The organism is Pseudomonas sp. SAS7, from assembly GCF_052112345.1.
GTDB classification, from domain to species: Bacteria; Pseudomonadota; Gammaproteobacteria; order Pseudomonadales; family Pseudomonadaceae; genus Aquipseudomonas; species Aquipseudomonas putida_Q.
The window spans coordinates 1-25,251 of sequence record NZ_JBEGGO010000007.1 but is presented as its reverse complement, the minus strand read 5'-3'; the positions used below and the strand labels follow the sequence as shown (position 1 = coordinate 25,251).

General features: G+C 62.6%; 24 protein-coding genes and 1 tRNA gene. 21 read left to right on the top strand and 4 right to left on the bottom strand.

Features of this window, described 5'->3' with window-relative positions:
• Positions 1-9 precede the first annotated feature (9 nt).
• Positions 10-3,279, bottom strand: a complete 3,270-nt coding sequence (rne, locus tag ABI582_RS12855; protein WP_442119352.1) for a ribonuclease E — start codon at positions 3,277-3,279, stop codon at positions 10-12.
• A 793-nt stretch (positions 3,280-4,072) separates the two neighbouring features.
• Between rne and rluC the strand changes: the two genes are divergently transcribed.
• From rluC to ABI582_RS12840, 3 genes are read left to right on the top strand one after another with little or no spacing between them, the layout of a single operon-like run.
• On the top strand, positions 4,073-5,029 hold the full coding sequence (gene rluC / locus ABI582_RS12850; protein WP_016500900.1) for a 23S rRNA pseudouridine(955/2504/2580) synthase RluC: 957 nt from the start codon (positions 4,073-4,075) through the stop codon (positions 5,027-5,029).
• A gap of 3 nt (positions 5,030-5,032) precedes the next feature.
• Positions 5,033-5,707, top strand: coding sequence for an HAD family hydrolase (locus tag ABI582_RS12845; RefSeq protein ID WP_258655722.1), 675 nt, complete (start codon positions 5,033-5,035; stop codon positions 5,705-5,707).
• Positions 5,708-5,713: 6 nt separating this feature from the next.
• On the top strand, positions 5,714-6,712 hold the full coding sequence (locus ABI582_RS12840; RefSeq protein WP_442119351.1) for a S49 family peptidase: 999 nt from the start codon (positions 5,714-5,716) through the stop codon (positions 6,710-6,712).
• A gap of 132 nt (positions 6,713-6,844) precedes the next feature.
• Here ABI582_RS12840 and ABI582_RS12835 read toward each other — a convergent pair whose 3' ends face one another.
• On the bottom strand, positions 6,845-7,423 hold the full coding sequence (locus tag ABI582_RS12835; RefSeq protein WP_442119350.1) for a Maf family protein: 579 nt from the start codon (positions 7,421-7,423) through the stop codon (positions 6,845-6,847).
• A 95-nt stretch (positions 7,424-7,518) separates the two neighbouring features.
• On the opposite strand from ABI582_RS12835, the gene ABI582_RS12830 reads away from it, so the two are divergent.
• From ABI582_RS12830 to ABI582_RS12750, 17 genes are all read left to right on the top strand, one after another.
• Positions 7,519-8,046, top strand: a complete 528-nt coding sequence (locus ABI582_RS12830) for a YceD family protein (RefSeq protein ID WP_016500896.1) — start codon at positions 7,519-7,521, stop codon at positions 8,044-8,046.
• A gap of 13 nt (positions 8,047-8,059) precedes the next feature.
• Entirely contained in the window at positions 8,060-8,242 is a 183-nt protein-coding gene (gene rpmF, locus ABI582_RS12825) for a 50S ribosomal protein L32 (RefSeq protein ID WP_016485486.1), read from the top strand.
• Positions 8,243-8,245: 3 nt separating this feature from the next.
• Positions 8,246-9,256 (top strand): phosphate acyltransferase PlsX, encoded by a 1,011-nt coding sequence (gene plsX, locus ABI582_RS12820; RefSeq protein WP_442119349.1) that lies wholly within the window; start codon positions 8,246-8,248, stop codon positions 9,254-9,256.
• A 127-nt stretch (positions 9,257-9,383) separates the two neighbouring features.
• Positions 9,384-10,322, top strand: coding sequence for an ACP S-malonyltransferase (gene fabD / locus ABI582_RS12815; RefSeq protein WP_258655727.1), 939 nt, complete (start codon positions 9,384-9,386; stop codon positions 10,320-10,322).
• A 15-nt stretch (positions 10,323-10,337) separates the two neighbouring features.
• Entirely contained in the window at positions 10,338-11,078 is a 741-nt protein-coding gene (gene fabG, locus ABI582_RS12810; RefSeq protein WP_016485489.1) for a 3-oxoacyl-ACP reductase FabG, read from the top strand.
• Positions 11,079-11,281: 203 nt separating this feature from the next.
• Complete coding sequence (gene acpP / locus ABI582_RS12805) at positions 11,282-11,518, top strand: acyl carrier protein (RefSeq protein WP_274098233.1); 237 nt, start codon at positions 11,282-11,284, stop codon at positions 11,516-11,518.
• A 187-nt stretch (positions 11,519-11,705) separates the two neighbouring features.
• Entirely contained in the window at positions 11,706-12,950 is a 1,245-nt protein-coding gene (fabF, locus tag ABI582_RS12800; RefSeq protein ID WP_442119348.1) for a beta-ketoacyl-ACP synthase II, read from the top strand.
• Complete coding sequence (gene pabC, locus ABI582_RS12795) at positions 12,950-13,765, top strand: aminodeoxychorismate lyase (RefSeq protein ID WP_338746516.1); 816 nt, start codon at positions 12,950-12,952, stop codon at positions 13,763-13,765. Before fabF ends, pabC begins: the two co-directional genes overlap by 1 nt.
• A gap of 4 nt (positions 13,766-13,769) precedes the next feature.
• Positions 13,770-14,960, top strand: coding sequence for an endolytic transglycosylase MltG (gene mltG, locus ABI582_RS12790; RefSeq protein ID WP_442119347.1), 1,191 nt, complete (start codon positions 13,770-13,772; stop codon positions 14,958-14,960).
• Positions 14,961-14,969: 9 nt separating this feature from the next.
• On the top strand, positions 14,970-15,602 hold the full coding sequence (tmk, locus tag ABI582_RS12785) for a dTMP kinase (RefSeq protein ID WP_442119346.1): 633 nt from the start codon (positions 14,970-14,972) through the stop codon (positions 15,600-15,602).
• Positions 15,595-16,581 carry a DNA polymerase III subunit delta' gene (locus tag ABI582_RS12780; RefSeq protein WP_442119345.1) on the top strand — a complete coding sequence of 329 codons (987 nt, stop codon included), beginning with the start codon at positions 15,595-15,597 and terminating at the stop codon, positions 16,579-16,581. Before tmk ends, ABI582_RS12780 begins: the two co-directional genes overlap by 8 nt.
• 30 nt (positions 16,582-16,611) lie before the next feature.
• A complete protein-coding gene (locus tag ABI582_RS12775; RefSeq protein WP_258655735.1) occupies positions 16,612-17,394 on the top strand; it encodes a TatD family hydrolase in 783 nt (260 codons plus the stop codon).
• Between the two features lie 461 nt (positions 17,395-17,855).
• Complete coding sequence (locus ABI582_RS12770) at positions 17,856-18,491, top strand: TetR/AcrR family transcriptional regulator (RefSeq protein ID WP_016485495.1); 636 nt, start codon at positions 17,856-17,858, stop codon at positions 18,489-18,491.
• Between the two features lie 107 nt (positions 18,492-18,598).
• Positions 18,599-19,567 (top strand): GTP 3',8-cyclase MoaA, encoded by a 969-nt coding sequence (locus ABI582_RS12765; protein ID WP_442119344.1) that lies wholly within the window; start codon positions 18,599-18,601, stop codon positions 19,565-19,567.
• 66 nt (positions 19,568-19,633) lie between these two features.
• Entirely contained in the window at positions 19,634-20,239 is a 606-nt protein-coding gene (locus ABI582_RS12760) for a DUF4823 domain-containing protein (RefSeq protein ID WP_442119343.1), read from the top strand.
• Positions 20,240-20,249: 10 nt separating this feature from the next.
• Complete coding sequence (locus tag ABI582_RS12755) at positions 20,250-20,810, top strand: DUF1285 domain-containing protein (protein ID WP_338746522.1); 561 nt, start codon at positions 20,250-20,252, stop codon at positions 20,808-20,810.
• A 209-nt stretch (positions 20,811-21,019) separates the two neighbouring features.
• Positions 21,020-21,421, top strand: a complete 402-nt coding sequence (locus ABI582_RS12750; protein ID WP_258655743.1) for a cupin domain-containing protein — start codon at positions 21,020-21,022, stop codon at positions 21,419-21,421.
• Positions 21,422-21,478: 57 nt separating this feature from the next.
• On the opposite strand, the gene ABI582_RS12745 is transcribed toward ABI582_RS12750, so the two are convergent.
• Both ABI582_RS12745 and ABI582_RS12740 read right to left on the bottom strand, forming a co-directional pair.
• Positions 21,479-21,554: transfer RNA gene (locus ABI582_RS12745), tRNA-Asn, on the bottom strand.
• A gap of 62 nt (positions 21,555-21,616) precedes the next feature.
• Positions 21,617-22,813, bottom strand: coding sequence for an amino acid aminotransferase (locus ABI582_RS12740; protein ID WP_264387471.1), 1,197 nt, complete (start codon positions 22,811-22,813; stop codon positions 21,617-21,619).
• Between the two features lie 287 nt (positions 22,814-23,100).
• Here ABI582_RS12740 and uvrB point away from each other — a divergent pair, with 287 nt between their 5' ends.
• Complete coding sequence (uvrB, locus tag ABI582_RS12735; protein WP_016500881.1) at positions 23,101-25,116, top strand: excinuclease ABC subunit UvrB; 2,016 nt, start codon at positions 23,101-23,103, stop codon at positions 25,114-25,116.
• Positions 25,117-25,251: the final 135 nt, after the last annotated feature.

Here is a 25,251-nt window from a genome sequence, read left to right as displayed (position 1 = left end):
CCTTGGCTATCAACCGTGATGAGGCTTGTGCTCATCGGCGGCTGCCAGGGCTGGCTCCTCGGTCGCTGCAGCAGCTTCCTGCGCGGCTTTGGCGGCGGCCTCGGCCTCACGCTTGCGGCGGCGCACTTCACGCGGGTCGTTCGGCGCACGGCCGTTGGCCAGCATGACGGTGGCAGCTTCTGCCTCCACCGGGGCTTCGACCGGGGCGGGCTCGACGACCACAGGTGCAGGCTCGGCCACTACTTCTGGCAGGGCTTCGACAACCGGTGCAGGCTGTTCGGCAACCGGAGCGTTTTCAACCACGGCCGGAGCCTGTTCGATTTCGCCCGCTTCGACGGCAGGCGTTTCAACAGGGGCTTCGGCGACGATCACCGGCTCGGCAACAGGCGCTTCTTCAACCACGGGTTGCGGAGCGACTTCGACCACAGGCTGGGCAGTGACCTCGGCCACGACAACCGGCTCGCTGACAGGCTGCTCCACCACAGGGGCTACGGCAACTTCTTCAGCCTTGGCTTCGGCTGCAACCTGCTCCACCTTTTCAGCCTTCTCGACCGGCTGGGCGGCTTGGCTGTTGTCGATCTCTGCTGTGGCAGCGACTTCGGCGGTGGCCAGTTCGGCCTGCTGGTTGGCCTGGGCTTCGGCGTCGGCGCTGATGTTGCTGCTGGCAACAGCGGCGGTCACGGCCAGGCCGGCGGCCAGTTCGGCACCCAGCTCGGTGGCCTGGTGCTGTTGTGGCTGCTCTTCGCTGCCTTCTTCCTCTTCGCCACCGTCGATCAGCTCGCCATTGGCGTTGCGCTGGCGTTCACGACGGTTGCTGCGACGACGCTGGCCACGGGAGCGGCGGCGCGGACGCTCGCCATCGGTGCCTTCCTGTTCGTCTTGCAGCAGCTCTTCGTTCGGCAGTTGCTCTTCGGTCAGTTCGGCAGCCTGCTCGGCCGCTTCTTCGGCTACGCGTGGCTGGCGCTCTTCGCGTGGTGGGCGCGGGGCACGTTCTTCGCGTGGCGCACGCTCTTCGCGAGGAGCACGTTCTTCGCGAGGAGCACGTTCTTCGCGTGGGGCACGCTCTTCACGCGGAGCGCGTTCTTCGCGAGGTGCGCGCTCTTCACGCGGAGCACGTTCTTCGCGAGGTGCACGCTCTTCACGTGGGGCGCGTTCTTCACGGGCTACACGCTCTTCACGTGGCTGGCGCTCTTCGCGTTCGGCTGGCGGGGTGGCATCCAGCGGCTCACGCAGTTCGCGCACGCGCTCTTCGCCGCGGTTGCTGCGGCGGTCTTCGCGTGGCTGGCGCGGGGCGCGTTCTTCGCGTGGGGCGCGTTCTTCACGAGGTGCACGCTCTTCACGTGGCGCACGCTCTTCGCGCGGTGCACGCTCCTCGCGTGGCTGGCGCTCTTCGCGCGGGGCGCGCTCGGCACGTTCTTCACGCGGCTTGCGCTCTTCGTCGCGGCGGCCGTTGCGGTTGCGGCTCTGTTGACGGCCGTTGCGGCGCTCCTCATTGCGCGGGCTGCGCTCGGCGGCCGGTTTCTCGGCGACGACCGGTGCAGCAGCGGCAGGTTCGTCCTTGCCGGCGAAGAGGCTGACCAGCGACTTCACCAGGCCTTTGAACAGGCTTGGCTCCGGGGCGCTCGGGGCCGGGGCGGCCGGGGCAGCAGCCTGAGGCTCTTCAGCAACCGGTACTGGCGCGTTGGTACGGGCCGGGGCGGTCTTGACCGCTGCTTCCTGGCGAACCAGGGTGCGGGTGGCGGTCTGCTGCGGTGCCTCTTCGGCTTCGGTGGTGGCGATCTCGTAGCTGGACTGGTTGTTCAGCACTTCCGGGTTGTCATCGCGCAGGCGCTGGACTTCGAAGTGCGGGGTTTCCAGGTGATCGTTCGGCAGGATGATGATGCGGGCACGGGTGCGCAGTTCGATCTTGGTGATCGAGTTGCGCTTCTCGTTGAGCAGGAACGCGGCCACCGGGATCGGTACTTGTGCGCGGACTTCGGCGGTGCGGTCCTTCAGGGCTTCTTCTTCGATCAGGCGCAGGATGGCCAGCGACAGCGACTCGACGTCACGGATGATGCCGGTGCCGGAGCAGCGTGGGCAGACGATGCCGCTGCTTTCGCCCAGCGATGGGCGCAGGCGCTGACGGGACATTTCCAGCAGGCCGAAGCGCGAGATGCGGCCCACCTGCACGCGGGCACGGTCCGCTTCCAGGCATTCGCGCACGCGTTCTTCAACGGCGCGCTGGTTTTTCGCCGGGGTCATGTCGATGAAGTCGATGACGATCAGCCCGCCGATGTCACGCAGGCGCAGCTGGCGGGCGATTTCCTCGGCCGCTTCCAGGTTGGTCTGCAGGGCGGTTTCTTCGATATCGCTGCCTTTGGTGGCGCGCGCCGAGTTGATGTCGATGGACACCAGAGCTTCGGTCGGGTCGATCACGATAGAGCCACCGGACGGCAGGTCGACCACGCGCTGGAAGGCGGTTTCGATCTGGCTTTCGATCTGGAAGCGGTTGAACAGCGGTACACTGTCTTCGTACAGTTTTACCTTGCTGGCGTACTGCGGCATCACCTGGCGGATGAAAGTCAGGGCTTCTTCCTGGGCGTCGATGCTGTCGATCAGCACTTCACCGATGTCCTGGCGCAGGTAGTCGCGGATGGCGCGGATGATGACGTTGCTTTCCTGGTAGATCAGGAATGGCGCGGCGCGGTCCAGGGACGCTTCCTTGATGGCGGTCCACAGCTGCAGCAGGTAGTCGAGGTCCCACTGCATTTCTTCGCTGCTGCGGCCAAGGCCGGCAGTGCGTACGATCAGGCCCATGTCGCCCGGCACGGTCAGGCCGTTCAGGGCTTCGCGCAGTTCGTTGCGCTCTTCGCCTTCGATGCGGCGGGAGATGCCGCCAGCACGCGGGTTGTTGGGCATCAGCACCAGGTAGCGGCCAGCCAGGCTGATGAAGGTGGTGAGGGCGGCGCCTTTGTTGCCGCGCTCTTCCTTCTCGACCTGGACGATGACTTCCTGGCCTTCGCTGAGCACTTCCTTGATGTTCACCCGGCCTTCGGGGGCTTTCTTGAAGTATTCGCGGGAGATTTCTTTCAGCGGCAGGAAGCCGTGACGTTCGGAACCGAAGTCGACGAAGGCGGCTTCGAGGCTGGGTTCGATGCGGGTGATCTTGCCTTTGTAGATGTTGGCCTTTTTCTGCTCACGTGCGCCGGACTCGATGTCCAGGTCGTAGAGGCGTTGGCCGTCCACCAGGGCTACACGCAACTCTTCGGGTTGAGTTGCGTTAATCAGCATTCTTTTCATGTTGTACCGTCGGTTTCCGGGCTGCCGGAAACGGCGTTCGGCACACACGACGTCTCATGGTCGGTGCCAAGGTGCGCAAAGGGTGGCCGGGCCACCCCCGTGTCGAGCGACGTTCGGCACCAGCCGGTTGCCCAGCCTGCCGTTGTCGCGACGACGCGTCCTGTTTGCTGCGGTGCCAACAAGGCCCCGGTGGCTTCGAATGGATATCGAATCAACCAAGCGGGCCTTGTGCACTCAGTCAGGAGGAGGAATCAACCTTCAGCCGTGGACGCCCGGGGGCATCTGTTCAGGACCTTATCCGCTCGCCAGCCGTCAGTGGCTGGTGGCCGGACGCGGTGCTACACGGTCCGAGGGCTGTGCATCTCCACCCTGCACGTATCCCTGATAATTCGGGTGCTGCCGCGCGCTGAATCCGCAACGGGTTGCATTTTTCGCCACTGCAGGTACTGCACTGGCGCCATTCATGTCCAAGGCAGGTATTTCCGAAGCATTCGCCGTGCGTTGCGTGGAAGCGACTCGCGGGCAGAGGTACTGCGAAAAGAATCGGGTAAGCAGGTGTAACACCGCGCTTGTCGTTTTTTTTCGCTCTTCTCTACACAGCGCTGGTGGCGATTCCAGGCAATTCGGTAAACTGGCGAAAACCCCGTAGGACGGCCTCGCGTCCTGGAGAATTGCGTTGGTCAGGGCCGGCTGAAAGCCTGGTGCCGCTGGCCTGCCGCTTTTGGCGGCGTTCGCGACTATAGCAGCAATGATTAAGTGCTTCAATTCCATAAAAAATTGTTATGATCCCGCAATGACGACCAATACCCCTCCGACTTCCGGCGTACAGCTGATCGAAGTCGCGCCGGAGCTTGCCGGCCAACGCATCGATAATTTCCTCATCACGGCCCTCAAGGGCGTGCCCAAGACTTTGGTCTACCGCATCCTGCGCAAGGGCGAAGTGCGGGTGAACAAAGGTCGGGTAAAGCCTGAGTACAAGATCCAGGCCGGCGACATCGTGCGGGTACCGCCCGTCCGCCTGCCGGAGCGTGACGAGCCGGCGCCGGTGGCCCAGGGCCTGCTGCAGCGGCTTGAGGCGGCCATTGTCTACGAAGACAAGGCGCTGATCGTGATGAACAAGCCGTCCGGCATTGCAGTGCATGGCGGCAGCGGCCTGAGCTTTGGCGTGATCGAAGCGCTGCGCCAGCTGCGCCCGGACGCCAAGGAGCTGGAGCTGGTACACCGCCTGGACCGCGACACCTCCGGCCTGCTGATGATCGCCAAGAAGCGCAGCATGCTGCGCCACCTGCATGCCGCCCTGCGTGGCGATGGTGTCGACAAGCGCTACATGGCGCTGGTGCGCGGCCACTGGCCGACCTCGAAGAAGCAGGTAAACGCCCCGTTGCTCAAGAGCAACCTGCGCTCCGGCGAGCGCATGGTCGAAGTGAACGAAGAGGGCAAGGAAGCGTTGACCCTGTTCCGGGTGCTGCGCCGTTTTGGCGAGTTTGCCACCATTGTCGAGGCCCGTCCGATCACTGGCCGTACCCACCAGATCCGCGTGCACACCCTGCATGCCGGGCACATGATTGCCGGTGACAGCAAGTACGGTGACGAAGACTTCAGTCGCGAAATTCGTGATTTGGGGGGCAAGCGCCTGTTCCTGCATGCCTATGCGCTGACCGTGCCGCTGCCGGACGGTGGTGAGCTGAAGCTTGAAGCGCCTGTGGATGAAGTCTGGGCGAAAACCATTGAACGTCTGAGTGCGTCCTGATCCATGAATAAAGGCTATGAGCTACTGATCTTCGACTGGGACGGTACCCTGGCCGATTCCATCGGGCGTATTGTCGAGGCCATGAATGCCGCCGCCGAGCGTGCCGGCGAGGCGCCCAGCAGCGACGACGCGGTCAAGGGCATCATCGGTCTGGCTCTGGGTGAGGCGATCCATACCCTGTACCCGCACCTGGCGCCTGAGCAGGTCGAGCGCTTCCGTCAGCACTATGCCGATATCTACATGGCGCTGGACCAGCAGCCTTCGCCGCTGTTCGAGGGCGTGGTCGAGTCGCTGGATGCCTTCCGTGCCGAGGGTTACCGCCTGGCGGTGGCCACGGGCAAGGCGCGTCGCGGGCTGGACCGGGTGCTCAAGGCCAATGGCTGGGAGCAGTTCTTCGACATCACCCGCGCAGCCGACGAGACCCGTGGCAAGCCGCACCCGCTGATGCTCGAGGAAATTCTCGGTCATTGCGGTGTCGAACCGGGGCGTGCGCTGATGGTCGGAGACTCGGCATTCGACCTGCAGATGGCCAGCAATGCCGGCATGCATTCGGTGGCGGTGGGCTATGGTGCTATGTCGCTGCAGGCGCTGGCCGAGTTTGGTCCGCAGGTATGCATCGACCACTTTTCCCAGCTGCGCGAGTGGCTGGCTGGTTCCGCAATTCCACTTCCAAGGTAGGTAAGCATGGCAGACGAATGGAAAGCCCCTGAGGCCGAACCCGAGGAGCGCGAAGGGCGCGAAGAGCGCAAGAGCTGGCAGCTGCTGGAAAAGACCTTGCTGGCCAGTGTGCAGGAGCAGCGCAGGGCGCGGCGCTGGGGGATCTTCTTCAAGCTGCTGACTTTCATCTATCTCTTCGGCTTCCTGGCTTTGTTCACGCCGCTGATGGACATGGACAAGGCGGCATCGCGCAGTGCCAGCCATACCGCGCTGGTCGAGGTGCGCGGGGTGATTGCCGACCAGGAGGGCGCCAGTGCCGACAACATCGTCAAGAGCCTGCGCGAGGCGTTCAAGGACAGCAAGACCAAGGCCGTGGTGATGCGCATCAACAGCCCGGGCGGCAGCCCGGTGCAGGCAGGTTACGTGTACGACGAAATCCGCCGCCTGCGTGCTGAATACCCGGCTATCAAGCTGTATGCAGTCATCGCGGATCTCGGCGCTTCTGGTGCCTATTACATTGCCAGTGCAGCGGATGAGATCTACGCCGATAAAGCCAGCCTGGTGGGTTCCATTGGTGTGACGGCGGCCGGTTATGGCTTTGTCGGCACCATGGAGAAGCTGGGGGTTGAGCGGCGTGCCTATACCTCGGGCGAGCACAAGGCCTTCCTCGATCCGTTCTCGCCTGAAAAGCCCGAAGAAACCCGGTTCTGGCAGGGTGTGCTGGATACCACTCACCAGCAGTTCATTGCCATGGTCAAGCAGGGGCGGGGCGAGCGGCTGAAGGACAAGGAGCATCCTGAGTTGTTCAGCGGCCTGATCTGGTCCGGCGAGCAGGCCAAGGCGTTGGGGCTGGTAGATGGACTGGGCAGTGCCAGCTATGTGGCGCGTGAGATTGTCGGCGAGAAAGAGCTGGTGGACTTCACTGTTCAGGAGTCGCCTTTCGATCGCTTCTCCAAGCGCGTGGGTGCCAGCGTGGCTGAGCACCTGGCGATGTGGATGGGGTTCCAGGGGCCTCAGTTACGCTGAAACTGCTGGGGGCGCTTTGCGCCCCGATAGCGACACAAGGCCGCTCCTACAGGGGGCGCGTCAGGCTTGGCGCGGCGCGATCCTGTAGGAGCGGCCTTGTGTCGCGATGGGCCGCAACGCGGCCCCCAAATATCAAGGGATGACAACCCCTTCCTTGGTCAGCATATCCACCAACCGAATCAGCGGCAGGCCGATCAGGCTGGTCGCATCGCACCCGTGGGTGCTCTGAAATAAACTCACACCCAAGCCCTCTGCCTTGAAGCTCCCTGCGCAATCCAGTGGCTGTTCCGCCGTCACATAGCGCTCCACCCGCTCCCGGCTCAATTCGCGAAGCGTCACCGTAAACGGCACGCAGTCCACCTGGCAGTGCCCGGTCGCGCTATTGAGCAATGCCAATCCGGTCAGAAAGCTCACCTGCTGCCCGCTGCACTCCAGCAGTTGCTCGCAAGCCCGCTCGAACGTGTGTGGTTTGCCCAGCACCTGTTCGCCCAGTACTGCAACCTGGTCCGAACCGATAATCAGGTGCCCGGGGTGGCTGCCCGCCAATGCCTCGGCCTTTTGCCTCGCCAGCCGGCGCACCAGTTCCACGGCGGGCTCGTCATCCCGTCGCTGTTCGTCTATGTCGGGGCTTGCCCAGGTGAAGGGCAGGCGCAGGCGTGTCAGCAGTTCGCGGCGATAGGCAGAGCTGGAAGCCAGTAACAAAGGAAGCATGGTAGACTCCGTTTCGGTTGAACCAATCCTATCACGCACGATGCCGCCGAATTTCCTTTGACAGGGACGGGGGGCATCCCTAGAATGCTGCGCCTATGTTGAATGACCCGATTCCACCTCACGTTGACCCGCGCAAATTAGCCGATCGTGGCGTAACCCTTAACGGTTCGCTGCAACTCGCTGATTTGGAAAGACTCTGCGACCCGCTTTCCGACAATGTCGGTACGGTGCAGGCGAAGTTCGATTTTGAACGAGATGAACAGCACGTAGTGGTTATCCACACCGAGCTGAACGTCGAGGTCAAGATGGTTTGCCAGCGTTGTCTTGAGCTGGTCACCCTGCCGATCTACAGCGAATGTACATACGCTGTGGTGAAGGAGGGTGCGAATACCCAGTCGTTGCCGAAAGGCTATGACGTGCTGGAACTGGGCGAAGATCCTTTGGATCTGCAGGCATTGGTCGAGGAGGAGCTTCTGCTCGCCTTGCCAATTGTGCCTGCTCACCATCCGGAAGAATGCCAGCAGCCGGCGGGCGCAGACGAGCCCGAATCGAGCAAGGACGAGGTATCGCGGTCCAACCCGTTCAGTGTTTTGGCGCAGTTAAAGCGTGACCCAAACGTTTAGGAGTTAATCAATTATGGCTGTTCAGCAGAACAAAAAATCCCGCTCTGCCCGTGACATGCGCCGTTCGCACGACGCCCTGTCGGAAAACGCGCTGTCGGTAGAGAAAACCACCGGTGAAATTCACCTGCGCCACCACGTTTCGCCAGAAGGCGTATACCGTGGTCGTAAAGTGATCGATAAGGGCGCTGACGAGTAATCCTTGTCCGCTCAGATCATCGCGATCGACGCAATGGGCGGGGACTTCGGTCCCCGCAGCATTGTCCAGGCTAGCATTGCCTGCCTTTCGGCTACCCCCTCGCTGCACCTGACCCTCGTCGGTCAACCCTCCCTCCTAGAAGATCTTGTCAGCGGCCTTGCGGCTGCGGATCGCGCGCGCCTGAAAATTGTCGCCGCCAGTGAGGTGATCGGTATGGACGAGCGGCCCTCCCAGGCGTTGCGCGGCAAACCGGACTCGTCGATGCGCATCGCCCTCGAACTGGTGCGTGACGGCAAGGCCCAGGCCTGCGTCAGTGCCGGCAACACCGGGGCGCTGATGGCGCTATCTCGCTTCGTGCTCAAGACCTTGCCGGGTATCGATCGGCCAGCCATGGTGGCGGCGATCCCGACCCAGGCGGGTTACTGCCAGCTGCTGGACCTGGGTGCCAATGTCGATTGCAGCGCCGAGAACCTCTTTCAGTTCGCGGTGATGGGCTCGGTGGCCGCCCAGGCCCTGGGTGTGCATCGGCCGCGTGTGGCATTGCTTAACATCGGCACCGAGGACATCAAGGGTAACCAGCAGGTCAAGCTGGCGGCCACGCTGTTGCAGAACGCTCGCGGCCTTAACTATGTCGGTTTCGTCGAGGGGGATGGCCTGTACAGGGGTGAGGCGGACGTGGTGGTGTGCGACGGTTTTGTCGGCAACATCCTGCTCAAGTCCAGCGAGGGCCTGGCGACGATGATCGGTGCGCGCATCGAAAAACTGTTCAAGGGCGGTGCTTTTGCCCGCGTTGCCGGGGCCATGGCCATGCCGTTGCTCAAGCGCCTGCAGGCCGACCTGGCGCCGGCGCGGCACAACGGTGCGAGCTTTCTGGGGTTGCAGGGTATCGTCATCAAGAGCCATGGCTCGGCGGGCGTGCAGGGCTTCCAGAGCGCCATCCAGCGGGCGTTGATCGAAATTCAGGAAAACCTGCCGCAGCGGCTGCATGGCCGCCTCGAAGATTTGTTGCCTTAGGCATTTCGCCGATGAAGTGCTTAAATGTGACCGCTTGGTCTGCGTATTCATCCAAGTTTTCAGATTCTGCGTCCAGCCCACGGCTCGGCGCACCCCATTCGACGACAAGATCATAAGGGCTTGTTCAATGTCTGCATCCCTCGCATTCGTCTTTCCCGGTCAAGGTTCCCAGTCGCTGGGCATGCTCAAGGAACTGGGCGCCGAAAAGCCGGTGATCGTTGAGACCTTCAAGGAGGCCTCCGACGCTCTGGGTTACGACCTGTGGAAGCTGGTCCAGGAAGGCCCGGAAGAACAACTCAATCAAACCGACAAGACTCAGCCTGCGATCCTCACCGCTTCCATCGCGCTGTGGCGCCTGTGGCTGGAGGAGGGCGGCGCCAAGCCGGCTTTCGTTTCTGGTCACAGCCTTGGTGAATACAGCGCCCTGGTTGCCGCAGGCAGCCTGTCGCTGAAAGATGCCGTGCGCTTGGTCGAGCGTCGCGGCCAGCTGATGCAGGAAGCCGTCCCGGCCGGCCATGGCGCCATGGCCGCGATCCTCGGCCTGGATGACGCCGTGGTGGTCGAGATCTGTGCCAGGGCGGCCGAAGATGAAGTGGTCAGCGCGGTGAACTTCAACTCGCCGGGCCAGGTGGTGATTGCTGGCAACAAGGCTGCGGTGGACCGTGCCATGGAGCTGTGCAAAGAGGCTGGTGCCAAGCGCGCCCTGCCATTGGCGGTCAGCGTACCGTCGCACTGTGCCCTGATGAAACCGGCCGCCGAGCGTTTCGCCGAGAACGTGAACGCCATCGAATGGAAGGCGCCACAAATTCCGGTGGTACAGAACGTCACCGCTGCCATTGCCCCTGACCTCGATGCCCTCAAGCATGACCTGCTGGCACAGCTGTATCAGCCTGTGCGCTGGGTCGAGTGCGTGCAGACCCTGGCTGCCAACGGTGCAGTCAACCTGGTCGAGTGCGGCCCGGGCAAGGTCCTGGCTGGCCTGAACAAGCGTTGCGCCGACGGCGTGACCACCTACAACCTCAATACCCCTGACGCCGTTGCCGCCACCCGCGCGGCACTGGCCTGATTTGGAGAAGCTTGCATGAGCCTGCAAGGTAAAGTTGCACTGGTCACCGGCGCCAGCCGTGGCATTGGCCAGGCCATCGCCCTCGAGCTGGGCCGCCAGGGCGCGACCGTGATCGGCACCGCCACTTCGGCCTCCGGCGCCGAGCGCATCGCCGCCACGCTGAAAGAGCACGGCATCACCGGTACCGGCATGGAGCTGAACGTGACCAGCGCCGAGTCCGTTGAAACTGTTCTGGGCGCCATCGCCGAACAGTTTGGCGCGCCGGCCATCCTGGTCAACAACGCCGGTATCACCCGCGACAACCTCATGCTGCGCATGAAGGACGACGAGTGGTTCGACGTGATCGACACCAACCTGAACAGCCTCTACCGTCTGTCCAAGGGCGTGCTGCGTGGCATGACCAAGGCACGTTGGGGTCGTATCATCAGCATCGGCTCGGTCGTCGGTGCCATGGGTAACGCTGGCCAGGCCAACTACGCCGCCGCCAAGGCTGGCCTGGAAGGCTTCAGCCGCGCCCTGGCGCGTGAAGTGGGCTCGCGTGGGATCACCGTAAACTCGGTAACGCCGGGCTTCATCGACACCGACATGACCCGCGAACTGCCAGAAGCGCAGCGTGAAGCCTTGCAAACCCAGATTCCGCTGGGCCGCCTGGGCCAGGCCGATGAAATCGCCAAGGTGGTTTCGTTCCTGGCGTCCGACGGTGCAGCCTATGTGACCGGTGCTACCGTGCCGGTCAACGGCGGGATGTACATGTAACACCGCAACTCAATGTGACGGATTTCGTAAAAAAAGAGTCATACTGCGAGCCTAAAATCCGTTATAAAGCTGCAACCAGATTCCAGGCAGTGGGTAGGGTGTCTAGCCTGAAAGTGCGTTTAGCTTGAAAAGCGAACGTCTTTCTATAAAATTGGCCACCGGCCAGCTGCCTGACATATGTCCATTAGGAGTGAAAACTAGGTATGAGCACCATCGAAGAACGCGTCAAGAAAATCGTCGCCGAGCAACTGGGCGTCAAAGAAGAAGAAGTGACTAATACCAAGTCCTTCGTCGATGACCTGGGTGCCGATTCGCTTGACACCGTTGAACTGGTGATGGCTCTGGAAGAGGAATTCGAGACCGAAATCCCTGACGAAGAAGCCGAGAAAATCACTACCGTTCAAGCTGCTATCGACTACGTCCAAGCCCACTCGGCCTAAGACGCTTCAGTCGACGTTTCTTGTCGGGGAAAACCGCACTGCCTTCGCCGGCGTGCGGTTTTTTCTTTGCGAGCGCCTCGCATTTTCCAGGCCGCTTCGTTCACCGCGCACCAAGAGCCTGTTGCCATTCCATTCCTGCGCTTGAATGTAATCGCAAGAGACTCTGTTATTAGAAAAGGAGAGTACTGTGTCGCGTAGACGCGTCGTGGTCACCGGTATGGGTATGCTGTCACCACTGGGTACCGATGTACCGAGCACCTGGCAGGGCATTCTGGCTGGCCGCAGTGGCATTGGTCCGATCAAACACACGGACCTGTCTGCCTACTCCACCCGTTTTGGCGGCTCGGTGAAAGGCTTCGAGGTCGAGCAATACCTGTCGGCCAAAGAGGCCCGCAAGCTTGACCTGTTCATCCAGTACGGCCTGGCGGCCGGTTTCCAGGCGGTGCGCAGTGCCGGCCTGGAGGTTACCGACGCCAACCGTGAGCGCATTGGCGTGGCCATGGGCTCGGGGATCGGCGGCCTGACCAACATCGAGGAAACCAGCCGTACGCTGCACGATTCGGGGCCGCGTCGCATTTCGCCGTTCTTCGTGCCGGGCTCGATCATCAACATGATCTCCGGGTTCCTGTCGATCCATCTGGGGCTGCAGGGGCCGAACTACGCCATTGCCACTGCCTGCACCACTGGCACTCATTGCATCGGCATGGCCGCGCGCAATATCGCCTACGGTGAAGCTGACGTGATGATTGCAGGTGGCGCAGAGATGGCTGCCTGTGGCCTGGGCATGGGCGGCTTCGGTGCCTCCCGTGCGCTGTCCACGCGCAACGACGAGCCCAGCCGGGCCAGCCGCCCGTGGGACAAGGGCCGTGATGGCTTTGTATTGTCGGACGGTGCCGGTGCCCTGGTACTCGAAGAGCTGGAACACGCCAAGGCCCGTGGTGCGACCATCTATGCCGAGCTGGTCGGCTTTGGCATGAGCGGCGACGCCTACCACATGACTTCGCCACCTGATACCGGTGAAGGCGCTGCCCGCTGCATGGCCAACGCCCTGCGCGATGCCGGCATACAGCCAGAAGAGGTCAGCTACATCAACGCCCACGGTACCTCGACCCCTGCGGGCGACGTGGCCGAAGTGGCCGCGATCAAGCGCGTGTTTGGTCAGCATGCCTACAAGCTGGCCGTCAGTTCGACCAAGTCGATGACCGGCCATCTGCTGGGCGCTGCGGGTGCGGTGGAAGCGATCTTCAGCGTGCTGGCGATCAACAGCCAGATGGCCCCGCCCACCATCAATCTGGACGAGCCGGACGAAGGCTGCGACCTCGACTTCGTGCCGCACCAGGCGCGCAGCATGCCGATAGACGTGGTGTTGTCCAACTCGTTCGGCTTTGGCGGCACCAACGGCTCGCTGGTGTTCCGCCGGTTCGCCGGTTGATGCACAGCTGGGTCGATGGCCAGCCCGCGGTTGCAGTCAACCTGCAGAACCGCGGCCTGGCCTACGGCGATGGCCTGTTCGAGACCATTGCCGTGCGCGGCGGCCAGCCCAGCTTGCTGGACGGCCACCTCGCACGCCTGGCGCTGGGTTGTCAGCGCCTGGCGATCAGTGCCGACCTGGCGCTGGTGCGCGACGAGCTCCTGCGTTATGCCAGCCAGCTCGGTGAAGGTGTAGCCAAACTCATCCTTACCCGTGGTGACAGCCAGCGTGGCTATGCGCCAGTTGCCGGTGCCGTACCGCGGCGAATCCTGCAGGGCAGCCCGTTACCCAGCTATCCTGTGGAGCATGCCGAGCACGGCGTGCGCTTGTTTCCGTGCCAGACCCGGCTTGGGGAGCAACCGCTGCTGGCCGGCCTCAAACACCTCAACCGCCTGGAGCAGGTGCTGGCCCGTGCCGAATGGCAGGACAGCGAGCATGCCGAAGGCCTGATGCGTGACGGGCAGGGCAGGGTGATCGAAGGCGTGTACAGCAATCTGTTCCTGGTGCGCGATGGCGTGCTGCTCACTGCCGACCTCAGCCGTTGTGGGGTGGCCGGGGTGATGCGTGCTGCATTGCTGGAACAGGCCGCGCTGCTGGGCATCCCGGCGCAGGTCGCTGACCTGCCGTTTGACGCGCTGGAGCAGGCAGATGAAGTATTTGTTTGCAATAGTGTTTACGGCATCTGGCCCGTGCGGGGCGTAGCCGCGCTAAACTGGTCGCCTGGCCCGCTCACCCGTAAACTGCAGGCCGTTGCCCGTACGTTACTGGAAACCTGAATTCGTGAGACGTAAATTCCTGCTACTGCTGGAAATGGGCTTGATACTTGCCGGGCTGGCGCTTGGCTGGTCAGCCTGGAAGGTCAACTCGGTGCTGGAGCAGCCCTTGCACGTGACGCAGGAGCGCCTGCTCGACGTGCCTAATGGCACCAACCCGAACCGCATGTTCTATCGCATGCAACAAGAAGGGTTGCTAGACGACGCCGTCTGGTTGCGCCTGTACTGGCGCTTCAACATGGCTGGCACCGCCCTGCACACCGGCGAATACCGCCTCACACCTGGTATGACGGTCGAGCAGTTGTTCGACGCCTGGCGCCGGGCCGATGTGGTGCAGTACAACCTCACCCTGGTCGAAGGCTGGACCTTCCGTCAGGTGCGCTCGGCTGTTGCCAAGCATGAAAAGATCAAGCACACCCTGGACGGCCTGTCGGATTCCGAAGTGATGGACAAGCTCGGCCATACCGGCGTGTTCCCCGAAGGGCGCTTCTTCCCGGACACCTACCGCTTCGTGCGTGGCATGAGCGATGTCGAGTTGCTGCAGCAGGCCTACATGCGCCTGGACGAAGTGCTGGCAAAGGAGTGGGCGGAGCGCACCACCGACCTGCCGTATCGCGACCCGTACCAGGCGCTGATCATGGCCTCGCTGGTGGAAAAGGAAACCGGTATCCCCCAGGAGCGTGGGCAGATTGCCGGCGTATTTGTACGGCGCCTGCGCCTGGGCATGATGCTGCAGACCGACCCGACGGTGATCTACGGCATGGGTGAGCGCTATAACGGCAGGATTACCCGCGCTGACCTGCGCGAACCGACGCCCTACAACACCTATACCATGACCGGGCTGCCACCCACGCCGATTGCCATGGTCGGCCGCGAAGCGATTCACGCGGCGCTCAACCCGTCCAATGGCACCAGCCTTTACTTCGTCGCCCGCGGCGATGGCAGCCATGTGTTCTCCGACGACCTCGACGACCACAACTCGGCGGTGCGCGAGTTCCAGCTCAAGCGTCGTACAGACTACCGCTCCAGCCCTGCGCCGCAGCAAGAGGCACAGCCGGGTACTGACGACGCCCAGCCCCAGGTGCCTGCGACTGACGAGCCGGCTGCACAGCCAGCACCCGAAGCGCCGCCTGCGCAGGATGCCCCTGCTGGTGGCGCGCAAGCGGCCGAGCGGCCGACGCCTGACGAACAACATTAAGGACTGCCTGTGAGCGGCTTGTTTATTACGCTGGAAGGCCCCGAAGGCGCGGGCAAGAGCACCAACCGCGACTACCTGGCTGCGCGCTTGCGCGAGCAGGGCCTGGATGTAGTGCTGACCCGTGAGCCGGGTGGTACGCCGCTGGCCGAAAAAGTGCGCGAGCTGCTGCTGGCCCCCACCGATGAAAGCATGGCGGCCGACACCGAGCTGTTGCTGGTGTTCGCGGCGCGCGCCCAACACCTGGCACAGGTAATCCGCCCGGCGCTGGCCCGCGGCGCCGTGGTGCTGTGTGACCGCTTCACCGACGCCACTTATGCCTACCAGGGCGGTGGGCGCGGTTTGTCGGTCGAGCGCATCGCTACCCTGGAGCAATTCGTCCAGGGTGACCTGCGCCCGGACCTGACTTTGGTCTTCGACCTGCCGGTGGAGGTGGGCCTGGCCCGCGCTGCGGCACGCGGTCGCCTGGACCGTTTCGAGCAGGAGGGCCAGGCGTTCTTCGAAGCGGTGCGCCAGGCTTACCTGCAGCGCGCCCGCCGTGAGCCTCAGCGCTACAGCCTGCTCGATGCCGCACAATCGCTGGAGGCCGTGCAGCGCGCCATCGACTTGCTGGTGCCGGCGATTGTGGAGCGTTGCCGTGGCTGACGCCTACCCCTGGCAGCAGGCCCTTTGGCAGCAACTGGCCGGCCGCAGCCAGCACGCGCACGCCTACCTGCTGCACGGGCCGCAGGGTATCGGCAAGCGGGCCATGGCCGAGCGGCTGATGGCCCGCCTGCTGTGCCAGCAGCCCCAAGGGCTGGATGCCTGCGGCGGGTGCAAGTCCTGCCTGTTGCTCAAGGCCGGCAGCCACCCGGACAACTTTGTGCTTGAGCCTGAAGAGGCCGACAAGCCGATCAAGGTCGACCAGGTGCGCGAGCTGGTGGCGTTCGTGGTGCAAACCGCGCAATTGGGTGGGCGCAAGGTGGTGTTGATCGAGCCTGTCGAGGCGATGAACGTCAACGCCTCCAACGCGCTGCTCAAAAGCCTCGAAGAGCCATCTGGCAATACGGTGCTGCTGCTGGTCACGCACCAGCCCAGCCGCTTGTTGCCGACTATCAAGAGCCGCTGCCAGCAGGTGGCGTGCCCGCAGCCAAGCCTGGCCCAGAGCCAGGCCTGGCTGGCGGGTGCGTTGCCTGACAGTGGCGAGGCCGAGCGTGACGAGCTACTGACGCTGGCCGCCGGTTCGCCATTGATGGCGGTCAGCCTGCAGGCACAAGGTGTGCGCGAGCAACGTGCGCTGGTTACTGACGGGGTGAAGAAGCTGATCAAGCAGCAGCAATCGCCCAGCCAGCTGGCCGATGCCTGGAACGGCGTGCCACTGCTGTTGCTGTTCGACTGGTTCTGCGACTGGGCGCACCTGATCCTGCGCTACCAGTTGACCCAGGACGAGGAGGGTTTAGGCTTGGCCGATATGCGCAAGGTTGTGCAATACCTGGCGCAGAAGAGCCGCCAGGCCAAGGTGCTGGAGGTGCAGGCCTGGATCCTGGAGCAGCGCCAGAAGGTGCTGGGCAAGGCCAACCTCAACCGCGCCCTGCTGCTCGAATCGTTGCTGGCTCACTGGCTGCAACTGCCGGGTACCCGCTGATTTTCATTTTTTCATGTGTGCCGTTATCCCATGCTCGTAGATTCCCATTGCCACCTTGACCGTCTTGACCTGAGCGCCCACCAGGGCTCCCTCGATGCTGCCTTGCAGGCGGCGCGTGAGCGGGGGGTCGGGCATTTTCTGTGTATTGGCGTCAGTGCCGAAAACGCCGGCGCGGTGAAGGCGTTGAGCGAGCAGTACGCCGATGTCGATTGCTCGGTGGGTGTGCACCCGTTGGACCTGGCACCGGGTGAAACCCCTGCGCTGGAATGGCTGCTGCGCGAGCTGGCCCACCCCCATGTGGTGGCGATTGGCGAAACCGGGCTTGACTACCACTATGAGCCGGAAGCTGCCGAGCTGCAGCAGGCTTCGTTCCGCCTGCACCTGGAAGCCTCGCGGCAGACCGGCAAGCCGGTCATCGTGCACACCCGGGCGGCACGTGCCGATACCCTGGCACTGCTGCGTGAGGCCAACCTGCCGCAGGCCGGCGTGCTGCATTGCTTTACCGAAGATTGGGAGATGGCCAAGGCCGCGCTGGACCTTGGGTATTACATATCGCTGTCTGGCATCGTCACCTTCCGCAATGCCGATGCCCTGCGCGAAGTGGCTCGGCAGGTGCCGGTCGATCGTTTGCTGGTCGAGACCGATTCGCCGTATCTGGCACCCATTCCGTACCGTGGCAAACCGAACTTGCCGCAGTATGTGCGGGAAGTGGCGGAGTATGTGGCTTCGCTGCGGGGCGCCAGTTATGAGCAACTGGCTGAGCAGACTACTGCCAACTTCAAGCGGTTGTTCCCGTTGGCGCGGGTGGCTTGATTCTCGGCGACTGGAGTTATGTGAGGGCCGCAAAGTGCCTGGCATAGCATTTTCAGCGCCTGTGAGATCGAGCGCCGCCCGCGCGGCGCTGGATCTCACAGGCGCTGCAAAACTTGAGACCGGCTTCTTCTGGAAACACACAAAAAAAACCCGGGTTCTGGGGGGGGAATCCGGGTTAAGACCATTAGGAGTAAAACAAAGGTACGCGGTCCCTGAGCACCTTTATCGGCGCGCCACTTGGGGGGGATGCGCCGCGCCAACACTTCAAGTATTGGTCAGCTTTGGCGCAGTGCCAGCCTATATTGGTCGTTTTTTAAACAAATTTGGAATACGCCGAGGTTTCAATCCTCCCGCAGCGCATGGCAGTAAGCATGGTGAAACACAGACATGCGTGGATGATCCGTGCAATTTCTCGCAAGTTAGGCATAATAAACCGCTTCGATTGTCATCCAGTCCTTCCCATGCAGAAAGAACCTCGTAAGGTCCGTGAGTTTCGCCGTCGCGAACAGGAAATCCTCGACACCGCGCTCAAGCTGTTTCTCGAACAGGGTGAGGACAGCGTCACCGTCGAAATGATCGCCGACGCCGTGGGTATCGGCAAAGGCACGATCTACAAGCATTTCAAGTCCAAGGCGGAAATCTACCTGCGCCTGATGCTCGACTATGAGCGCGACCTGAACGAACTGTTGCACTCGGCCGACGTCGACCGTGACAAGGAAGCCCTGTCACGCGCCTACTTCGAGTTCCGCATGCGCGACCCGCAACGTTACCGGCTGTTCGACCGCTTGGAAGAGAAGGTGGTCAAGGGCAACCAGGTGCCGGAAATGGTCGAGCAACTGCACAGTATCCGTGCCTCCAACTTCGATCGCCTGACTCAGCTGATCAAGGGCCGCATCAGCGAAGGCAAGCTCGAAGACGTACCGCCGTATTTCCATTACTGCGCCGCCTGGGCGCTGGTGCACGGCGCCGTGGCGCTGTACCACTCGCCGTTCTGGAGCAATGTGCTGGAGGATCAGGAAGGCTTCTTCCAGTTCCTGATGGACATCGGTGTGCGCATGGGCAACAAGCGCAAACGTGACCCGGAACCGACCAACTGAAGCGTTCCGTCATTTAACGCTGAAGCCGGCAGGGTGCGGGGGCTTGCAAAAACCTGATTTATGAGTCAGGTTTCGCCTGCCCCTTATCATCCATGCCGGAGTCATTCATGATTGTCGATCGTCAAGGCAGGCGCTTTCGCAACCTGCGTGTCAGCCTGACGGCTGCTTGCAACTATGCCTGCACCTACTGCGTGCCAGACGGCAAACGCCTGGTGGCGGCGCAAGACGAACTCTCGGCAGATGCTCTGGCCCGCGGCGTGGCCTACCTTATCGAAGCGGCCGGTATCGAGCGCTTGCGCATCACAGGGGGTGAGCCGCTGGTCAGTCCGCGCCTGGATGCCTTTCTGGCCGCCGTGGCCAAGCTCGACCTCGACGATATTTCGCTGACCACCAATGGCCAGCTGTTGGCGCGCAAGTTGCCCCAGCTGCAAGCGGCGGGTATCCGACGCCTGAATGTTTCCCTCGACACTCTCGACCCCCACGCCTTCCGCCGCATTGCCCGGGGCGGTGACCTGGCCAGTGTGTTGGCGGGGATGGAGCAGGCCAGTGCACTGGGCATGCGAATCAAGGTGAACATGGTGCCAATGCGCGGGCACAACCTCGACCAGGTATTGCCGCTGCTGGATTACTGCCTGGAGCGCGGCTTCGAGTTGCGCTTCATCGAACTCATGCGCATGGGCCACCTGGCCCGTGAGCACAATGCCTTTGTGCAGCAGTTCGTCGGGCTCGACCAGTTGCTGGCGCTGATCGGCGGCAAGCATGCCTATGTCCAGGTCGATGCGCCGCTGGACGCCACAGCCCTGCGCTATGAAATCCCGGGCATTGGCCACTTCGGCATCATCGCCAACGAGAGCGTACCGTTTTGCCGTACCTGCTCGCGCTTGCGCCTGTCCTCCACCGGCTGGTTGCATGGCTGCCTGTCTTCGGGCAATCGCCACTTCGTCGGTGACCTGCTGGAAAAGCCGCGTCATCAGGCCCTGCCGGCCCTGCAGCGCCTGTTGGTCAAGGCGCTGGCGGACAAACAGGACCTGGCGTTTTCCGGGGACGTGATGGTGATGAAGGTGATTGGCGGCTGAAGCTGGCGCAAAAGCTGCATCCGCCGGCTATTCGCCGGTTTTTCGTCGCCGGCCACTGGAGGAAAGATGCGTAGCCTGGTCTTGCTGCTGGCGCTGATGGCGCTGGGCGGCTGCATGAATGTCAGCGATATGGGCGAGGGCGTTCGCTACCACATGAGCGATGCCGGTCTGCTGGACCACAGCGATACCCGGCGTACCCTGTCGATCCGCCTGCAGCCCGACTCGTTCATCTTCATCGGCCAGGGTGCATTCGTGCCGCCGGGCAAGGGGCCGGTGCCACGGCAGAACGCGGTGGCTGACGAGGCATTCAAGAGCTTTGTCGAGTATTTCCCGATGGTGCGCCGCGCCCAAGGCCCGCTGGGCCTGGAAGAGGCCATTGCCCAGGCGCGTTCGGTGGGTGCCGACTACGTCCTGTACACCCGCTTCGCCCGTACCGACGATCGCATCGGCAATGGCGATGAGTGGTATGACGAACAGGCCGTGGATCGGCTGGGCTGGGACACTGGCGTGGTGCAGATGATGTTGATCGAAACCAATACCCGCTACCTGATCGACACCGCACGCATCAAGAGCCGTGGCGGTTTGTTGACGTTCCACGACAACACCCCGGCGGATTTGCTTGGTGCGCCGATGCGCGAGTACGCTCGTAGCCTTCTGGGTATGAGCGAATGAGGCAGGCGTGATGAGTGATTCCGGCAAGGCCAATGATCTTCTGGCACAGATCCCCAAGGCCAAGGGCCTGCCGCCGGTGCATCTGTGGAACCCGGATTTTTGCGGTGACATCGACATGCGCATTGCCCGCGATGGCACCTGGTATTACCTGGGCACGCCGATCGGGCGCAAGCCGATGGTGCGGTTGTTTTCCACGATCATTCGCCGCGATGGCGATGACTACTTCCTGATTACCCCGGTAGAAAAGGTTGGCATCCGCGTCGACGATGCGCCATTCGTGGCAGTGGCGCTGGAGGTGCTGGGGGAGGGGGAGCAGCAGGTGCTGCGCTTCACCAGCAATGTCGAGGACCAGGTTGACGCCGGGCCGGACAACCCCCTGCGTGTGGTCATCGACCCGGTGACGCAAGAACCATCGCCCTATGTGCTGATGCGCAGCAACCTTGAGGCGCTGATTCACCGCAATGTGTTCTATCAGTTGGTAGAGCTGGCGGTGCCGCGTGAGATTGACGGCGAGGAATGGCTGGGGGTGTGGAGCCAGGGCGTGTTCTACCCGATTGGGCGTAGCAGCTGAGCTCTTGGTTGCCTGTACCGGCCTCTTCGCGGGCATGCCCACTCCCACAGGTACAGCACCTGTGGCGAATGAACTTGTGGGAGCGGGCGTGCCCGCGAAGAGGGCGGCACAGGTAAAATCGGCCCCCTGCTTTTACCTCGAATTGGCCATTTGTCTTCAGCCAACGAAGGCCTAACCTGCTGGCATTAGCCATCCAGGAGAAGCCCACCATGAAACCCTTGGCCATCGTCCTTTTTGCCCTGCTCGCCGCCCAAACCCCCGCCTGGGCCCACGGCGACGTTGCTGACCAGGTCAAAGTCCTGCAGCAGCAACAACCCTCGAACGCCCCGGGCAAAACGGCTGTCATGCTTACGGTGAGCTATGCCCCTGGCGAGGCATCGCCGGCGCATCAGCACCCCGGCGCAGTGATGGCCTATGTTCTGGAGGGGGCAGTGGTGTCGAAGCTCAACAATGATCAGGAAAAGACCTACAAGGCCGGTGAGTATTGGTACGAAGCGCCTGGCACCGTGCACAGCGTGTCACGCAACGCCAGCAAGACCCAGCCCGCCAAGCTGCTGGTCTGGAGCCTGGTGGACGAGGGCAAGCCAGTGACCGAGCCGCTGGGCCAGTAAATCCGATGCAATGAAAAAGCCCCCGGTTGCTTGCGCACCCGGGGGCTTTTCAATGTTTGGCTCCGCGACCTGGACTCGAACCAGGGACCCAATGATTAACAGTCATTTGCTCTACCGACTGAGCTATCGCGGAATCTGCGCGTATCTTACTGATTGCCTGGAAGAAGTCAAGCCTCTCCCAGGTAAATCAACAGGTTACAGCACTTCGACGATGGCCTTGGTCACCACGTGGATGTTGCTCTGGTTCAGCGCGGCAACCGCGATGCGGCCGGTGTCCAGCGCGTAGATGCCAAACTCGTTCTTCAGGCGCGCCACTTGTTCAACGGTCAGGCCCGAGTAGGAGAACATGCCCGCCTGGCGGCCAACGAAGCTGAAGTCGCGCTTGGCGCCATATTCAGCCAGCAGGCTGACCATTTGCTGGCGCATGCCGTGGATGCGCTGGCGCATCTCGCCCAGCTCGGCTTCCCACATCTGGCGCAGTTCATCGCTGTTCAGCACGGTAGCGACGATGGTTGCACCGTGGGTCGGCGGGTTGGAGTAGGTGGTGCGGATTACGCGCTTGACCTGCGACAGCACGCGCGTGCTCTCGTCCTTCGAGGCGGTGACGATCGACAGTGCGCCAACGCGCTCGCCGTACAGTGAGAACGACTTGGAGAACGAGCTGGAAACGAAGAACTCCAGGCCCGATTCGGCGAACAGGCGCACGGCGAAGGCGTCTTCGGCGATGCCGTCACCAAAGCCCTGGTAGGCCATGTCGAGGAACGGCACATGGCCCTTGGCCTTGACCACTTCCAGGACGTTTTTCCAGTCGTCCAGGCCCAGGTCGACGCCAGTCGGGTTGTGGCAGCAGGCATGCAGCACGACGATCGAGCCGGACGGCAGGTTGTTCAGGTCTTCGAGCATGCCGGCACGGTTGACGTCGTTGCTCGGCGCGTCGTAGTAGCGGTAGTTCTGGACCGGGAAACCGGCGGTCTCGAACAGCGCGCGGTGGTTTTCCCAGCTCGGGTCGCTGATGGCAACCACGGCATTGGGCGACAGGCGCTTGAGGAAGTCGGCGCCGATCTTCAGCGCGCCGGTGCCGCCAACGGCCTGCACGGTGACCACGCGGCCAGCGGCCAGCAGTGGCGACTCGGCGCCGAAGATCAGTTTTTGCACGGCCTGGTCGTAAGTGGCGATGCCGTCGATCGGCAGGTAGCCGCGCGAGGCGTGCTGGGCGGCACGCTGGGTTTCGGCTTCGATCACGGCGCGCAGCAGCGGAATGCGGCCTTCCTCATTGCAGTACACGCCAACGCCCAGATTGACCTTGTCGGTACGTGGGTCGGCGTTGAATGCTTCGTTGAGGCCCAGGATAGGGTCGCGGGGTGCCAGCTCGACAGCGGAAAACAGGCTCATTGTTACCTTGGCTCTGATTGGAGAGTGATAGGACGTACACGCTCCAGCCGAATGCACTGAAGCGGTGCACAAACGGGGAGTCAGTATAGTGATACCGCCCGGTCACTGCGACACTCTGGCACAGCTTTTCCAGCTATTTGCGCAAATATTTTTCGACCATTGGTCTAAATGCCGGGTCCACTGTAACAGGCGCTCACAGCCTGGCCTTGAAAGCGCCCCCGGATAACCGCATTTGGGTATAGACTACTGGCTAAATTTACAGTTGCTGCAACACCGCGAGGTCAAACATGTCCGAGTTCCAGCTCGTCACCCGTTTTCAGCCGGCCGGCGACCAGCCCGAGGCCATCCGCCAGATGGTCGAAGGCATCGAGGCGGGGCTGTCGCACCAGACGCTGCTCGGCGTAACTGGCTCGGGCAAGACCTTCAGCATCGCCAACGTCATCGCCCAGGTGCAGCGTCCGACGCTGGTGCTGGCACCGAACAAGACCCTGGCCGCGCAGTTGTACGGCGAGTTCAAGGCCTTCTTCCCCAACAACGCGGTGGAGTATTTCGTTTCCTACTACGACTACTACCAGCCCGAGGCCTACGTGCCGTCGTCGGACACCTTCATCGAGAAGGACGCCTCGATCAACGACCACATCGAGCAGATGCGCCTGTCGGCGACCAAGGCGCTGCTTGAGCGGCGTGATGCAATCATCGTCACCACCGTGTCGTGCATCTATGGCCTGGGCAGCCCCGAGTCCTACCTGAAAATGGTCCTGCATGTGGACCGCGGCGACAAGCTCGACCAGCGCGCACTGCTGCGCCGGCTGGCCGACCTGCAGTACACCCGCAACGAAATGGACTTTGCCCGTGCCACCTTCCGCGTGCGCGGTGATGTGATCGATATCTTCCCGGCAGAGTCCGACCTTGAAGCCATCCGCATCGAACTGTTCGATGACGAGGTGGAGAACATCGCCGCCTTCGACCCGCTCACCGGCGAGGTTTTCCGCAAGTTGCCACGTTTCACCTTCTACCCCAAGAGCCACTACGTTACCCCGCGGGAAACCCTGCTGGAGGCCGTGGAGGGCATCAAGGAAGAGTTGAAGGAGCGCTTGGAGTACCTGCACAAGGCCAACAAGCTGGTGGAAGCGCAGCGCCTGGAGCAGCGCACCCGTTTCGATCTGGAAATGATCATGGAGCTGGGTTACTGCAACGGCATCGAGAACTACTCGCGCTACCTGTCCGGCCGCCCGGCCGGTGCGCCACCGCCCACCCTGTACGACTACCTGCCAGCCGATGCACTGCTGGTGATCGACGAATCACACGTCAGCGTTCCGCAGGTCGGGGCCATGTACAAGGGCGACCGTTCACGCAAGGAAACACTGGTCGAATACGGCTTCCGCATGCCCTCGGCACTGGACAACCGGCCGATGCGCTTCGACGAATGGGAGGATGTCAGCCCGCAGACCATCTTCGTGTCCGCTACCCCGGGCCCCTACGAAGCCGAGCATTCCGGGCGCGTGGTAGAGCAGGTGGTGCGCCCGACCGGCCTGGTAGACCCGCAGGTCGAGATACGCCCGGCACTGACCCAGGTGGACGACTTGCTGTCGGAAATCCGCAAGCGCGTGGCGCTGGGCGAGCGGGTGCTGGCCACTACGCTGACCAAGCGCATGGCCGAGGACCTCTCTGATTACCTGGCCGACCACGATGTGCGGGTGCGCTACCTGCACTCGGACATCGACACGGTGGAGCGGGTAGAGATCATCCGCGACCTGCGCCTGGGCACCTTCGACGTGCTGGTGGGCATCAACCTGCTGCGCGAAGGCCTGGACATGCCGGAGGTTTCGCTGGTAGCCATCCTCGATGCCGACAAGGAGGGCTTCCTGCGCTCCGAGCGCTCGCTGATCCAGACCATCGGCCGCGCTGCGCGTAACCTCAATGGCCGGGCGATCCTGTACGCCGACAACATCACCGGCTCGATGCAGCGGGCGATTGACGAAACCGAGCGACGCCGTGAAAAGCAGGTCGCCTTCAACGAAGCCAACGGTATCGTGCCCAAGGGCGTGGTCAAGGACATCACCGACATCATGGAAGGCGCCACCGTGCCTGGCGCGCGCAGCAAAAAGCGCAAGGGCATGGCCAAGGCGGCAGAAGAGAGCGCCCGTTACGAGGCCGAGCTGCGTACGCCGGGCGAGATCACCAAGCGTATCAAGCAGCTTGAAGAGAAGATGATGCAGTTCGCCCGCGACCTGGAGTTCGAAGCTGCGGCGCAGCTGCGCGACGAGATTACCCAGCTGCGCGAGCGGTTGATTACCAGCTGATTGTGTCAGCGGCTAAAGACATAAAGGTGACGCGATCAGTGTAGGAGCGGCCTTGTGTCGCGAAAGGGCTGCGCAGCAGCCCCAGAAGCATCGAATGTGGCACAACCCTGGGGCTGCTGCGCAGCCCTTTCGCGA